The organism is Rhodococcus sp. DT1, from assembly GCF_049844875.1.
GTDB lineage: Bacteria > Actinomycetota > Actinomycetes > Mycobacteriales > Mycobacteriaceae > Rhodococcus.
Genome location: NZ_JBNCLW010000004.1, coordinates 386652 through 400619 on the forward strand (window position 1 = coordinate 386652; position 13968 = coordinate 400619).

17 protein-coding genes are annotated in these 13968 nt (G+C 65.9%); 6 read left to right on the forward strand and 11 right to left on the reverse strand.

The genetic code is table 11. The annotated features are described in order from the left end of the window. Window positions 1-6 precede the first annotated feature (6 nt). Window positions 7-756, reverse strand: a complete 750-nt coding sequence (locus ACLQ3J_RS12450) for an IclR family transcriptional regulator (RefSeq protein ID WP_425903538.1) — start codon at window positions 754-756, stop codon at window positions 7-9. Between the two features lie 214 nt (window positions 757-970). Here ACLQ3J_RS12450 and ACLQ3J_RS12455 point away from each other — a divergent pair, with 214 nt between their 5' ends. Then, complete coding sequence (locus ACLQ3J_RS12455) at window positions 971-1732, forward strand: CoA transferase subunit A (RefSeq protein WP_422424470.1); 762 nt, start codon at window positions 971-973, stop codon at window positions 1730-1732. Beyond that, window positions 1729-2391 (forward strand): CoA transferase subunit B, encoded by a 663-nt coding sequence (locus ACLQ3J_RS12460; protein ID WP_425903410.1) that lies wholly within the window; start codon window positions 1729-1731, stop codon window positions 2389-2391. Before ACLQ3J_RS12455 ends, ACLQ3J_RS12460 begins: the two co-directional genes overlap by 4 nt. A 24-nt stretch (window positions 2392-2415) precedes the next feature. Here the strand turns inward: ACLQ3J_RS12460 and ACLQ3J_RS12465 are convergent, their stop codons facing one another. After that, a complete protein-coding gene (locus ACLQ3J_RS12465) occupies window positions 2416-2934 on the reverse strand; it encodes a DUF1992 domain-containing protein (protein WP_425903411.1) in 519 nt (172 codons plus the stop codon). An 82-nt stretch (window positions 2935-3016) separates the two neighbouring features. Here ACLQ3J_RS12465 and ACLQ3J_RS12470 point away from each other — a divergent pair, with 82 nt between their 5' ends. The 4 genes from ACLQ3J_RS12470 (at window position 3017) to dmpG (ending at window position 6765) form a co-directional block, all read left to right on the forward strand. Beyond that, the gene (locus ACLQ3J_RS12470) at window positions 3017-3814 is read left to right on the forward strand and encodes an IclR family transcriptional regulator (RefSeq protein WP_206036885.1); all 798 of its coding nucleotides are present in this window, start codon (window positions 3017-3019) and stop codon (window positions 3812-3814) included. 110 nt (window positions 3815-3924) lie between these two features. Continuing rightward, complete coding sequence (locus ACLQ3J_RS12475) at window positions 3925-4767, forward strand: 2-keto-4-pentenoate hydratase (protein WP_169621038.1); 843 nt, start codon at window positions 3925-3927, stop codon at window positions 4765-4767. A gap of 1 nt (window position 4768) precedes the next feature. Then, entirely contained in the window at window positions 4769-5704 is a 936-nt protein-coding gene (locus ACLQ3J_RS12480) for an acetaldehyde dehydrogenase (acetylating) (protein ID WP_378599425.1), read from the forward strand. After that, a complete protein-coding gene (gene dmpG, locus ACLQ3J_RS12485; RefSeq protein ID WP_425903413.1) occupies window positions 5701-6765 on the forward strand; it encodes a 4-hydroxy-2-oxovalerate aldolase in 1065 nt (354 codons plus the stop codon). The genes ACLQ3J_RS12480 and dmpG overlap by 4 nt, the downstream gene beginning before the upstream one ends. Before the next feature lie 34 nt (window positions 6766-6799). Here dmpG and ACLQ3J_RS12490 read toward each other — a convergent pair whose 3' ends face one another. The 9 genes from ACLQ3J_RS12490 to ACLQ3J_RS12530 form a co-directional block, all read right to left on the reverse strand. Further along, complete coding sequence (locus tag ACLQ3J_RS12490; RefSeq protein WP_425903415.1) at window positions 6800-7090, reverse strand: GNAT family N-acetyltransferase; 291 nt, start codon at window positions 7088-7090, stop codon at window positions 6800-6802. A 121-nt stretch (window positions 7091-7211) separates the two neighbouring features. Continuing rightward, the gene (gene bfr / locus ACLQ3J_RS12495) at window positions 7212-7688 is read right to left on the reverse strand and encodes a bacterioferritin (protein WP_169621042.1); all 477 of its coding nucleotides are present in this window, start codon (window positions 7686-7688) and stop codon (window positions 7212-7214) included. Between the two features lie 48 nt (window positions 7689-7736). Further along, window positions 7737-7934: a (2Fe-2S)-binding protein gene (locus tag ACLQ3J_RS12500; protein WP_425903417.1), complete on the reverse strand. Its 198-nt coding sequence runs from the start codon at window positions 7932-7934 to the stop codon at window positions 7737-7739. Between the two features lie 138 nt (window positions 7935-8072). Further along, the gene (locus ACLQ3J_RS12505; RefSeq protein WP_425903419.1) at window positions 8073-8822 is read right to left on the reverse strand and encodes an AIM24 family protein; all 750 of its coding nucleotides are present in this window, start codon (window positions 8820-8822) and stop codon (window positions 8073-8075) included. Then, complete coding sequence (locus tag ACLQ3J_RS12510) at window positions 8819-9520, reverse strand: AIM24 family protein (protein WP_425903421.1); 702 nt, start codon at window positions 9518-9520, stop codon at window positions 8819-8821. Before ACLQ3J_RS12510 ends, ACLQ3J_RS12505 begins: the two co-directional genes overlap by 4 nt. Before the next feature lie 8 nt (window positions 9521-9528). Continuing rightward, window positions 9529-10149, reverse strand: coding sequence for an AIM24 family protein (locus ACLQ3J_RS12515; RefSeq protein WP_425903423.1), 621 nt, complete (start codon window positions 10147-10149; stop codon window positions 9529-9531). A 101-nt stretch (window positions 10150-10250) separates the two neighbouring features. Beyond that, on the reverse strand, window positions 10251-11408 hold the full coding sequence (locus ACLQ3J_RS12520) for an acyl-CoA dehydrogenase family protein (protein ID WP_425903424.1): 1158 nt from the start codon (window positions 11406-11408) through the stop codon (window positions 10251-10253). Window positions 11409-11443: 35 nt separating this feature from the next. Further along, window positions 11444-12637: an acyl-CoA dehydrogenase family protein gene (locus ACLQ3J_RS12525; RefSeq protein ID WP_425903425.1), complete on the reverse strand. Its 1194-nt coding sequence runs from the start codon at window positions 12635-12637 to the stop codon at window positions 11444-11446. Beyond that, window positions 12634-13878 carry a CoA transferase gene (locus ACLQ3J_RS12530; RefSeq protein WP_425903426.1) on the reverse strand — a complete coding sequence of 415 codons (1245 nt, stop codon included), beginning with the start codon at window positions 13876-13878 and terminating at the stop codon, window positions 12634-12636. The genes ACLQ3J_RS12525 and ACLQ3J_RS12530 overlap by 4 nt, the downstream gene beginning before the upstream one ends. Between the last annotated feature and the right edge of the window lie 90 nt (window positions 13879-13968).

Below are 13968 nucleotides of genomic sequence, written 5' to 3' on the forward strand. Positions count from 1 at the left end.
GAGGCGTCAGCGCGTGCGGTGACGTAACAGCTGGGTGAGGCGGTGTGCCCCACCGAGCAACAGAGCCCCGACGTCGGGTGTGCGATCGGCACGGAAGCGACTTTCCACGCCGGTCAGGCTCAGCGCCCACGTCGGGGCTCCTCTGTGGTCGAAGACGGCCGCGCCCATTCCCCAGCTGCCCTCGACGATCAGTGCGGGATTGACGGAGTAGCCGGCCAGGCGTGTCGCGGCGATCCGCTCTTCGACGGCGTCGCGCGAGTGCTGTGCCCCCCACGTGGCCGTGAGGTCGACGCGGGAGAGGTAATCGTCGATGTCCTGGTCGGACATGTGGGACAGGATCGCGAGCCCGGCGGACGCGACCCCGAGCGGAAACCGGATCCCGATGTGCAGCACGTGCGAACGCAACGGAAAGCTGCCTTCTTCACTTGCCACACACACCGTTTCGTCTCCGCGACGGGCGGACAGGAACGCGCTTTCCCCGGATTCGCGGGCGAGGTCGCGAAGCACGTCTCCGGCCAGGTCGGTGATGTCGTATCGGGTGGCTGCCACCGAACCCAGCAGGTACAGCTCGGGCCCGAGCGACCATCGGCCCGACTTCGGGTCCCGGTCGACCAGACCTTCGTCGGCGAGCGAGCTGAGGAGCCGGTGGACGGTCGGCCGGGCAAGCTCGGTCGCCCGGGCCAGGTCCGATGTCGAGGCCCCGTCCGGTTCGTACGACGACACGGCCCGCAGCAGCGCGCTCACTCTGCCGATCAGCTGTCCTTGGGCGGTCACGGGCTTATCCTACGTCCACTGAATGAACGAATTCTGTCCGCGTGTCCGGATAGCGAGCAATTTTCGTATTCTCGGCGTGCTCACTTGTGAATCTCACCTGCAGCAACTTTATTGATGGGACGAGAAGGACGACGTTCATTCAATGGACGTCGGCGGCCCGACGAGGTCGCGGAATCCCTGACCCGAGAGGTGTGCGTTGGCAACGAAAGTGTTCCGGTCCGCGGTGGAGGCCGTCGCGGACGTGACAGACGGTTCGTCCCTTGCGGTGGGCGGGTTCGGCCTGTGCGGCATCCCCGACATTCTGATCCAGGCGCTCGCCGAGGCGGGCGTGACCGACCTCGAAGTGTTCTCCAACAACTGTGGGGTCGACGGCCACGGACTGGGAATACTTCTCGGCGACAAGAGAATCCGCCGGGTGACCGCGTCGTACGTGGGCGAGAACAAGGAGTTCGCCCGTCAGTACCTTTCCGGGGAACTCGAGGTGGAATTGACGCCACAGGGCACGCTCGCGGAGAAGTTGCGTGCCGGTGGCGCGGGCATTCCCGCGTTCTTCACCCCGGCCGGCGTCGGAACCCCGATCGCGCTCGGCGGGCTGCCGTGGCGGTACGACGCCGAAGGAGGCGTCGCGGTGGCGTCACCGGCGAAAGAGGTCCGTGAGTTCCGGGGCAAGAAGTACGTGCTCGAGGAGTCGATCACCGCGGACTTCGCCCTGGTGCACGCCCTCAAGGGGGACACCGAAGGGAACCTGGTGTTCAACAAGGCGGCGATGAACTTCAACCCGTTGGCCGCCATGGCCGGGCGGGTGTGCATCGCGCAGGTCGAGGAACTTGTCGAGCCGGGCGAGATCGATCCCGGCGAGGTGCACCTGCCGGGGATCTTCGTCGACCGGATCGTGCACACCGGGGCGCAGGACAAGCAGATCGAGAAGCGGACCGTCAAGGCAGGAGCGGCATCATGAGCGTCGAGGTCGAACGGGCAGTGGGCTGGACGCGCACGCAGATGGCGGCCCGTGCCGCGCAGGAGCTGGAACCCGGCGAGTACGTGAACCTGGGGATCGGGCTGCCCACGCTGATTCCGAACTACCTGCCCGACGGGGTGCAGGTCACCCTGCACAGCGAGAACGGCATCCTCGGTACCGGCCCGTATCCCGAGGAAGAGGCGATCGACGCGGATCTGATCAATGCCGGCAAGGAGACCGTCACGGTCAACGCGGGCGCGGCGTTCTTCGACTCTGCGCTGAGCTTCGGGATGATTCGCGGCGGGCACATCGACACCGCGGTACTCGGCGGCATGGAGGTCTCGGCCACGGGCGATCTGGCGAACTGGATGGTGCCGGGCAAGATGGTCAAGGGCATGGGTGGCGCGATGGATCTCGTGCACGGTGCCCGCAAGGTCATCGTGCTCATGGAGCACACCGACAAGACGGGCAAGCCGAAGATCGTCGAGCGGTGCTCGTTGCCGCTGACCGGCGAGGGCGTGGTCCAGCGGATCATCACCGACCTCGCGGTCATCGACGTGACGGACGCCGGGTTGGTCCTGCGCGAATGCGCACCGGGTGTGACGGAAGAACAGGTGGCCGCCGCGACCGGCGCGCCGCTCACCGTCGACCTCGCATGACATCGCCGGTGGTTCCGGTGCCGGTCATCCGGCGCGGAACCACCGGAAGAGCGACCGCCTCCGTGCCGGTCGTGTGCCGCTGGACGGGGGATCCGAACGGCCTTCCTGGGCAGCGAGGAGGGCGCGCCGGGCTTCTTCCCGGCGTGCCTGCCTCCCGGCCCGCCAGGTTTCGACCACTGCGTCGACGTCCACCTTGTGGACCGGGATCGGTAGCTGACCAGGCTGGAGCATGTATTCCACCACCCGCCGGTTGAGCCCCGCGACGATCTCCCGGACCGACTGCTCGGACGGCACGTTCGCCACGGTCTCGGGTAGCCGCTCGATTTCCCGGCGCAATTGGAGGGGCAGCGGCAGCAACGCCTCCGTCGCGAGTCCCTGCCGGGCGAGGTAGGCCTTGACCCACCACAATTCGTCGTCGCCGTGATCGGGGATGGGTTTTCCCGCACCCGGGAGGTCGTCGAAGTCGCCGCGCTCCTGCGCGGCGCGGATCTGCCGTTCGATCCACGTCTCGAAGGAGATGTCCGGTCGTTTCCGCTCGGTCACCGGTCCAGGATGCCACCGCGACCCGGCACCGCGCGGACGATGCGTTGCGGTTCGGTCTCGGCGGTGGCATACCCTGTGGCACATGGAAGGACAGCGGCCGACGCGCCGGGCGGCCGACCCGCCCGTGGACACTTCGACCGTGCTCGGCAAGGTCGTCACCGTCCTGCACGCCTTCACCGCCGACGACCACGGAGTGACCCTCGCCGAACTCGGCCGTCGCACGGGTTTGGCCAAGGGCACTCTCCACCGCGTGGTCAACGATCTGATCGACGTCCGATTGCTCGACAAGGATGCGTCCGGGTATCGGCTCGGCGGCCGGATGTTCGAACTCGGCATGCGCGCGTCGGTGGAACGACGACTGCTCGAGGTCGCCATTCCGTTCATGGAAGACCTGTACGAGCGGACCCATGAAACCGTGCACCTCGGAGTGCCCGAAGGCACCGAAGTCGTCTACGTCTCGAAGATCGGTGGCCATCGCCCGGCCCCGGCGCCGTCGCGAGTCGGTGGACGAATGCCCATGTACTGCACTGCCATCGGCAAGGCGCTGCTCGCGTTCTCGTCGCCGGCGCTGTTCGTGGACGTCGTGGATGCCGGGCTCGCCCGCAAGACACCGCGCACGATCACCGCGCCGGGCCGGTTCCGCGACCACATCGATCGCATCGCGAGCACGGGCGTCGCGTTCGAGCACGAGGAATCGGCGGTCGGGCTGGTGTGTGTCGCCGCACCCGTGCTTCTGGGAGACGAGGATCCGGTCGCCGCGATCAGCGTCACCGGGCCCGCCACGCGGTTCCGGCCCGAGAAACACGCGGCGGCGGTGAAGGCGGCGGCGGCGGGCGTCGCATCGACCCTGGCCCGTCGTGCGGCCCTGCGGACTCTGTGAGCGGCTCCCGGATGATCCGGCGCCACGCGTTCCACTGAGCGGAACCTACGGCTAGGTAAGCGGTACTCGTACCCCCACGATGGAGTTACCCATCGATCGACGAGGACCTGATGACCACTACTCCCCATTCCGCGGGCGATGCCGCATCTCTCGACACCGTCAGCGCAGCGGCCGGCCGGCTCATCGATGCCGCTCGCACCGCCGTGCCGTGTGCGCCGGTGCGGGATCTGCTCGGTGAAACCGACATCGACCTGGCCTACGCGGTGCAGCAGCACCTGACCGAGCACAAACTAGCCTCCGGCGCCCGCATTGTGGGGCGCAAGATCGGCCTCACCTCCCCGGCAGTCCAGCAGCAACTCGGCGTGAACCGCCCTGATTTCGGGGTGCTGTTCGACGATATGGATGTCACCGATCTCGACGAGGTCCCCAGCGACCGGCTGCTCCAGCCGAAGGCCGAGGCGGAGATCGCGTTCGTGCTCTCCGCAGACCTCGATGACGACGATCTCGACCTCGACAAGGTGCGGGGCGCCGTGGACTATGCGGTCGCGGCGCTGGAAATCGTCGACAGCAGGGTCGCCGGATGGGACATCAAGATCACCGATACGGTCGCGGACAATGCGTCGAGCGGTCTCTACGTGCTCGGCTCCCACCGCGTGTCCCTCGCCGATTTCGAGCCGATCGATACGACCATGCGGATGTACATCGACGACGAACTCGTCTCGGAGGGCACCGGAGCGGCCTGCCTCGGCGATCCGTTGAACGCCTTGCTGTGGCTCGCCCGCACTGCACGCGAATTCGGGCAGCCGCTGACCGCCGGCCAGGTGGTGCTGTCCGGTGCGCTCGGACCGATGGTGTCCGCCCCTCCCGGGGTCACGGTGCGCGCCGAGATCTCCACTCTCGGCTCCGTCACCGCCCCCTTCTCGACCTCACCGTCTTCGGCACAGGAGAACTGACATGACCACGACCAAGGTCGCCATCATCGGGCCGGGCAACATCGGCACCGACCTGCTCATCAAGATCAAGAGGCTCGCGGACAGCGAACTCGAGACGATCGCCCTGGTGGGCATCGACCCCGAGTCCGACGGCCTGGCGCGCGCGAAGCGGCTGGGCATCGACGCCATCGCCACCGGCGTCGAAGGCCTCATCGAGCATCCCCGGTTCGGCGAGATCGAGATCGTGTTCGACGCGACCTCGGCGAAGGCGCACGAATACAACGAGAAGATGCTGCGCCCGCACGGCAAGATCCTGATCGACCTCACGCCCGCCGCGATCGGCCCCTACGTGGTCCCGCCGGTGAACCTCGACGAGCACCTCGACGCTCCCAACGTCAACATGGTCACCTGCGGTGGCCAGGCGACCATCCCGATCGTCGCTGCCATCTCGCAGGTGACGCCGGTGTACTGGGCCGAGATCGTCGCATCGATCTCCTCCAAGTCGGCCGGCCCCGGCACGCGCGCCAACATCGACGAATTCACCGAGACCACGTCGCAAGCGATCGAGAAGATCGGCGGCGCCGCCCGCGGCAAGGCGATCATCATCCTGAACCCGGCCGAACCCCCGATGATCATGCGCGACACCGTTCTTGCGCTGGTCGGTGAAGACCGCAAGGACGAGATCGTCGCGTCGGTCGAGGCGATGGTCGCGAAGGTGTCCACCTACGTGCCCGGATACAAGCTCAAGCAGGAAATCCAGTTCACCCCGATGACCGAGACCGTCGGAACGCTGACCGACCACACCGGACCGATGTGGAAGGTCGCGGTATTCCTCGAGGTCAAGGGCGCAGCGCACTACCTGCCCGAGTACGCGGGCAATCTCGACATCATGACGTCCGCGGCCCTGCAGGTCGGCCGGGCAGTCGCGGCACGCAAGAAGGAGCAGGTTTCGGCATGAGCGAGACAACCATCAACGACGCCGGGCAGCGCGAGTACGCGAGTCACGGTACGGCCCTGTACATCCAGGACGTCACGCTGCGCGACGGCATGCACGCCATCCGTCACCGCATCACCCCCGACGACGTCGCAGCGATCGCGGGCGCACTGGACCGTGCCGGCGTGGACGCGATCGAGGTCTCCCACGGCGACGGGCTCACCGGCCATTCGCTGACCTACGGCCCGGGTAGCAACACCGACTGGGAATGGCTCGAAGCCGCAGCGGGAGCGATCAATTCGGCCATCCTCACCACGTTGCTGCTGCCGGGTATCGGCACCGTGCACGAGCTGAAGCGTGCCTACGAACTCGGTGTGCGATCGGTGCGTGTGGCCACCCACTGCACCGAGGCCGACGTGTCGGCGCAGCACATCGCCGCCGCCAAGGAACTGGGCATGGACGTGTCCGGCTTCCTGATGATGTCGCACATGGCTCCCGCGGAAGAACTCGCTCGCCAGGCCAAGCTCATGGAGTCCTACGGCGCCGACTGCGTCTACGTCACCGACTCCGGTGGACGGCTGACGATGGACGGCGTCCGCGAGCGGGTCCGCGCCTACCGTGACGTTCTCGAGGAGGGCACACAGATCGGTATCCACGCCCACCAGAACCTGTCGCTGTCGGTCGCCAACTCGGTCGTCGCCGTCGAGGAAGGCGTCATCCGCGTCGATGCGTCGCTGGCCGGGCAGGGCGCGGGCGCGGGCAACTGCCCGATCGAACCCTTCGTCGCGGTCGCCGATCTGCACGGATGGAAGCACTCGTGCGATCTGTTCGGCCTGCAGGACGCTGCCGACGATCTCGTCCGTCCGTTGCAGGACCGGCCGGTCCAGGTGGACCGCGAGACCCTCACCCTCGGCTACGCCGGTGTGTACTCGAGCTTCCTGCGTCACGCCGAGACCGCTGCGGACATCTACGGCCTCGACACCCGCGACATCCTCGTCGAGATCGGGCGCCGCGGGCTGGTCGGCGGCCAGGAGGACATGATCACCGACGTCGCACTCGACCTGCGTAACCGCGCGGGGCACTGACCGTCGCGTGTGAGGCGGGTCGTGGCAGGACCTCTCAGGCGACGAGGTCCTGGTACTCGGGATGCTTGTCGATGAAGCTGTCGACGAACGGGCATACCGGCACGACCCGCTTTCCACGGTCGCGCACGTCGTCCAGCGCGAACCGAACGAGTTTGCCGGCGAGGCCCTGACCGGAATAGGCGTCGTCGACCACGGTGTGGTCGAACACGAGTTGAGTGTCGTCGGCGGGGTGATAGTCGGCGTAACCGATGACGGAACCGTTGTCGTCCAGTTCGTATCGCTGCCGGTCGGGGTTGTGAACCACTTTCACGGACGAATCACTCACGGTGTTTCCTCACTCTCGACAGCAGATGACAGAGCACGTCGAAGATACCTGCACGTGAAGACGGGCCGCGACATCTGTCGCGGCCCGTCTTCACGGCGAGGGCGCTGCACGCCCCAGCCGGTTACTCCGGAGGCGAGATGTGCTGAGCGATGTAGAGCGGTTCGCCCAGCTGCTCGAGCAGGTCGAGCTGGGTTTCGAGGTAGTCGATATGTTCTTCCTCGTCGGCGAGGATCGCCTCGAAGATGTTCGCGGACGTGATGTCACTGACCGACCGCATGTACTCCGATCCCTTGCGGAGCCGGTCGCGAGCCTCGATCTCGACCTGGAGATCCGCCTGGAGCATTTCTTTCACGGTCTGTCCCAGACGTAGCGAACCGAGCCGCTGGTAGTTGGGCAGTCCGTCGAGGTAGAGAATGCGATCGGTGAGAGTCTCGGCGTGGCGCATTTCGTCGAACGACTCCGCGCGGGTGTGCGCCGCGAGCTTCGACCAACCGCGGTCTTCCTGCATCTTGGAATGCAGAAAGTACTGATTGATGGCGGTGAGCTCCGCCGTCAACTGCTCGTTCAGGTATTCGATGACCTTCTTGTCGCCCTTCATGGCACCTCCCGGGGTGAACCATCAGGTTTACCGCCGGGCAGGGGCTGGCTACACGGCGGTCTCGAGCTCGATCGTCTCATTTCGGACCCGCGCCCGCCGGATGATCGCCGAGATGTTGCGTACGCAGTTGCCGCAGTCGGTTCCTGCGCGGCACGCGGCGCTCACTTCGCGGGTGCATCGTGCGCCCGCTGCCACCTCTGCTTCGATGTGGTGGTGCGTGAGGGCGTGGCAACTACAGACGATCATGGGAGCCACCATCCTGAGGTTGTTAGGTTGTCCAAACCTTACCTCTGGTTAGGCGTGCCTATCCTGTGAGCGTAGTCACAATTCGATCTACTTTGATCCGGCTAGTGCCCGGTCTCGGGTCAGCGCCCGGTACCGGTGTTAGTTCTGTTGCATCTGTTGCGCAACGACGTGGTTGATGCGGTGCAGCCCGCCTTGTGAGAGGCCCGGAATTTGATGTTCGAGGGTGCGGACCAGCGATGAGTCATCGATCACCTTCTCGCTCGACTGGATGAGCACCGTCCCGGCGCCGGTGAAGTCGAACTGGCGTTCCTCCCCCGACTGGACCCCGAACCGGCGGGCGCCGGCGGAGACGAATCCCGTGATCCACGATTCGTCGTAGTGGTGGCTCGGGGACGGACAGTCGGCCCAGCCGACCAGTGCCTCGGGATCGACGCGCAGCGGCGGTTCGGCGAACATCACCGGTCCGTTCGACGACGCGAGAAACCGTCCCGTCCCGATCAGCGTGAGGAATCCCGGCACGATCGACTGATTCAGCGACAGGCCCGGCTCGAAGGCCAGCAGGTTCGACTGCCGGATCGTGAGGTTGCCGTCGTCGAGATCGTAGGAGTTGATGTCGTAACCGCGGTCACCGAGGATCAGCTTCCCGAAGCCGTCCGCCACCACGTAGTCGCCGAGATACATCGGTGCCGAGAACCGGCGGGCCACCATGTCGAGCAGGCCGCCCTGCAGTCCGTGGGTGAGAGCGGAGAACCGCACCTGCCCGTAGTACGCGATCATCGCGCCCTTCGACAGGAACCACGGCGTCTGCAGGTCGATGCAGTAGGCGTAGCTGTTTCCGGGAACGTTGTCGCTCTCGGTGAAGCTCGAGGGATTGAGGACGACGCTCACAGTTTCTCCTCCGATGCCTGCACGTAGACGATGCCTTGACCGGTGCACTCGAGTTGCATGGCCTCTCCGCCGCTGCGGCCGACATTGCGCCAGCTCATCGACGATTTCAGTTCGGTACGGACCGCACCGCTCGCCGCGACGAAGGCCTGGGGATCGACGATCACGGGCGCAGGTCCACCCACACGAAGTTCGAAGACGCCGCCGTGCGCGAGCAGCACCGCGGCGCCGTAGCCGGACAGTTGCGTCGTGAACATTCCTGTGCCGGTCACCGCGCCCGTCGCGGCGCCCCGGAGTGCGCCCAGCAGGCCCCCGCCTCCCCCGCCCGCCTGCGCGGCGCCCGACGACACCACCGCGCTCTGCAGCCCCGCCGTGTGTGCAAGCAACCGCGACGCATCCACGCGAAGCTCCCCCCCGGCGGACATGTCCACCACGTGGGTCTCCAGTCCGCGGAATCCGTAGTGCACGGTGCCGTTGCCCTGAGCGAGCATGGTCGACTCGTGCTCGCCCTGCATCATCCGCCCGGCCATGCCGGCGAGCCCGCCGAGACCGGGAGCACTTCCTGCCCCGCCGGGCACACCGTGGGGAGCGAAGCGGACGTCACCGGTGTAGAAGAGCATCGCGCCGCGACGAGCGACGACGGGTCCCGACCGGTTCAGGTCCACGCTGACGACCTTGCTGTTGACCTTGGTGAAAGTCACTCTCGCCCCTACCGTTCCGCCGGCTGGATGGACACCACGCCCGCACCGTCCCATTTGAGGGAGAAGGCTTCGCCACTGCCCTGTCCGACCACCGATCGCCACGACACGTCGGTGACGAAAGACTGCGTCAGTTGTCCCTTGGCGCAGACGAATGCGTCGGGATCGACGACGAGGGGGTACTGCGGCGACACCTCGAGATGGATCAGCGGACCGCCCGCGGACAGCAACGCGACCTGACCCGTGCCCGACACCGTCGTGGTGAACAGGCCCTGCCCGCTCATGCCGCCTCGTAATCCTGCGAACGTCACGTTGGTGTTCAGGTTGCCGTTCAGCGCAAGCAGTTGCTCGGACTCGACCTGCAGGGTCTCGTTGTTCAGTTCGAGAATCGTGACGTCCTGCCCCTGATGTGCGAGGTAGACGACGCCCGTCCCGGTGCATTCCATCAGCGACAGGCCCTCGCCTGTGGCGCGCTGGCGCAGACCCGCGAGGACGCCTTCACCGCCTCCGAAGCCAGCCGATTTGAACGCGACCTGTCCCTCGTAGGCCACCATCGAGCCCGACAGGGCCCGGATCCCGGAGTTGCTCAACTGGGCCTCGATGACCCGTTTCGATTTCACGAGCAGTCGCATGTCGCGAACGATATCGGGTGGGTGATCACACTGCGCAGCCGCATTCGCGAACAACGGAGCCGCCCACTCCTGGAGCGGGCGGCGCCGTCGCGGCAGTCGTCCTACAACCCGAGATCCTTCGCGATGATCGTCTTCATGACTTCGCTGGTACCGCCGAAGATCCGGGTTACGCGCGTGTCCGCGTACAGACGCGCGATCGGGTATTCGGTGATGTAGCCGTAGCCACCGTGCAACTGCAGGCACTTGTCGATGATGCGACCGGCCGCTTCGGTGGAGAAGAGCTTCGCCCGCGCTGCGTCGGCCACCGACAGTTCGCCGCGGTCGTTGAGTTCGATCGCGTTGTCGACCATGATCTGCATCGCCTGCAACTCCGTCGAGCATTCGGCGAGCACGAACTTCGAGTTCTGGAACGAGGCCACCGGCTTGCCGAACACCGTGCGTTCCTTGGTGTATGCAATCGCATGATCGATCGCCGCGGCTGCCGTCGCGGCCGCGCCGAAGGCGATGGTCAGCCGTTCCTGCGCGAGATTCTGGGTGAGGTACGAGAACGCTTCGCCTTCGTTGCCGAGCAGGTCGGTCGCGGGGACCTTCACGTCGTCGAACGACAACTCGGCTGTGTCGGACGTCTTCAGCCCGATCTTGTCGAGTTTGCGTCCGACTGCGAACCCTTCGCTCGTGGTGTCGACGACGAGCATCGACAGGCCACCGCGGCGGTTCTCCGGGTCGAACGGCGAGGTCCGGCACACGAGGAGGATCCGATCGGCGAGTGCGCCGCCGGTGATGAACGTCTTGGAGCCGTTGACGACGTAGTGGCTGCCGTCGTCCGAAAGCTTCGCCGTGGTCGAGATGTTCGCGAGGTCGGATCCGGTGCCGGGCTCGGTCATCGCGATCGCGAACATCAGTTCACCCGAGGCGAATCCGGGTAGCCAGCGCTGTTTCTGCTCTTCCGTGGCGTGCTGCATGATGTACGGCAGGATCAGGTTCGAATGCACCGAGTACGAGCCGAACGTCACGCCCGCAGCGGCGGTCTCCTCCGTCACCACGACGTTGAACTTCAGCGACGACTCGCCGCCGCCGCCGTACTCTTCGGGTGCCTGGATCCCGAGAATTCCGAGGTCACCGAGGCGGTTGTAGAACTTGCGGGGAGGATGCCCCTCGGTCTCCCACTCGTGGTAGACGGGCGTGACCTCTTTGGCGATGAAATCGCGGACCGTCTGACGGAACGCTTCGTGGTCTTCATTGAACACCGTACGCTGCACGCGGATTCCTTCCGGAGTTGAAGTGGGGCAGACGGTTACAGGGCGTAGTCGCGGAGGACACCTTTGCTGATGATCGTCTTCTGGATTTCGCTGGTGCCTTCCCCGATGAGCAGGAAGGGTGCCTCGCGCATGAGGCGTTCGATTTCGTATTCCTTGGAGTAGCCGTACCCGCCGTGGATGCGGAAGCTGGCCTGGGTGACTTCCGAGCAGTACTCGCTCGCGAGATATTTCGCCATCCCTGCCGCGACATCGTTGCGCTCGCCCGAATCCTTGAGGCGCGCCGCGTTGACCATCATCAGGTGCGCTGCTTCGACCTTGGTGGCCATCTCGGCGAGCGAGAACGAGATCGCCTGGTGTTGTGCGATGGGCTTGCCGAAGGTGCTGCGCTGCTGCGCGTACCGGGCGGCGAGTTCGAAGGCGCGGATCGCCACACCGCAGGCCCGGGCGGACACGTTGACCCGACCGACTTCCACTCCGTCCATCATGTGGGAGAACCCGCGACCCGGGATGCCGCCGAGGATCGACTCGGCCGGGGCCTCGTAGTTGTCGAAGAAGAGTTCGGTGGTGTCGATGCCCTTGTACCCCATTTTGTCGATCTTGCCGGGGATGGTGAGACCGGGAGCGACTTCGCCGAATCCCGCCGGCTTCTCGACGAGGAAGGTCGTGAGGTTCTTGTGGGGTTTGTCGGCGCCTTCCTCTGTCTTCACGAGCGCTGCGACGAGTGTCGAACTGCCACCGTTGGTCAGCCACATCTTCTGGCCGTTGATGATGTAGTTGCCACCGGCGTCGCGCTTGGCTTTGGTGCGGATCGCCGCGACATCCGAACCGAGTTCGGGTTCGGACATCGAGAACGCACCCCGGACTTCGCCGGTGGCCATGCGCGGCAGGAAGTGTTCCTTCTGGGCGTCGGTTCCGTGCTGACGGATCATGTACGCCACGATGAAATGTGTGTTGATGACCCCGGAGACACTCATCCATCCCCGAGCGAGTTCCTCGACGCACAAGGCGTAAGTCAGCAGCGACTCGCCGAGTCCGCCGTACTCTTCGGGAATCATCAGACCGAACAGGCCCATCTCGCGCATCCGGTCGACGATCGCCTGCGGATAGGTGTCCGAATGCTCGAGTTCCTGTGCATTCGGGATGATCTCGCGCTCGACGAACGTGCGGACGGTGTCGAGTATCTCGGACTGGAATTCCGTGAGTCCGAGGGTCTGGGCGAGGCGGGTCATGCGTGGTCCTTCTGCTGGGTGCGGACGGCGCCGGCGGCGGCGAGCGCATCGATCTCGTCGTCGGTCAAACCGAGATGCTCGGACAGGACGGCGGCAGTGTCGTCACCGTTGGCGGGTGCGGGCCGGACTGTCGGGTGAACTCCGTCGAACGACATCGGTGTGCTCGGTGCGAGGTGTTCGCCGATGCGGGGCTGGTCGAGTTTCTGGAACATCGGGTTGTCGGTCACGCGCGGGTCGCGCGCCAGTTCGGCGAAGGTGCGGTACCGCTCGTGCAGAATCGACGTGGCGCCGAGAGCCGCCTCGACCTCGGCGGCGGTCCGCTTGCCGAACCACGCGCCGAACAGGCTGTCGAGCACGTGGCGATGTTCGAAGCGGGCGCCTTCGTCGCGGAAGTCGACGTCGAGCGCGGCTTCGAGTGCGGTGACGGCGGCGGCGGTCCCGGTGAGTTCGGTGAGGTCGCGGAAATGCCGGGGCGTCAGGGCGACGATCATGAAACGGGCACCGTCGGCGGTGGCGAAGTCGCACCCGTAGGTGCCGTAGACGGCATTCCCGATTCGGGTGCGACCGGAACCTCCGAGCTGGGCTTCGGCGAGGTAGCCCAGGTTCCCTACGGTTGCGAATGCGACGTCCTCCAGTGGAAGGACGATCTTCGTTCCGGCGCCGGTGATTTCGCGTCGGTACACAGCGGACGCGATCGACAGCGCGGCATAGAGACCGCATGCGACGTCCCACGCCGGCAGGACGTGGTTGACCGGATCGGAGAGGTTCTCGGGACCGGTGACCCGAGGGAATCCCGCCGCGGCGTTCACGGTGTAATCGACGGCGCCGGTGCCGTCGGCGCGTCCGAGGACCTGGACATGGATGAGATCGGGCCGGATCGCGGCGAGTTCGTCGTAGTCGAGCCACTGCCGCCCCGCGGCGTTGGTGACGAGGATCCCGGCATCGATCACGAGATCGCGGATCAGTTGCTGAGCATCGGGGTTGCGGAAGTCTGCGGCGAACGAGCGCTTGCCTTTGTTGAGACCCGCCCAGTAGATGGACTCGTTGTCCTCGGTGAGGGGCCAGCGCTTGTAGTCGGCAGCGCCACCGATCGGGTCGACGCGGATCACGTCGGCCCCGAGATGCGCGAGCGTCATGCCGCACAGAGGCGCGGCTACGAAGCTCGATACTTCGACCACGCGCACGCCCGCGAGGGGTGCGGTGGACGAGGGCAGCCCGTCGGTGGAAGCGGTGGAGTTCATGCCTGCTCGCCTGTCCTGGTCGCGGTCGTTCGGGTCGTGCTGCCCGAACCTGATGTCCAGTCAGCATGCAACAGGGATTCACCGGGGACC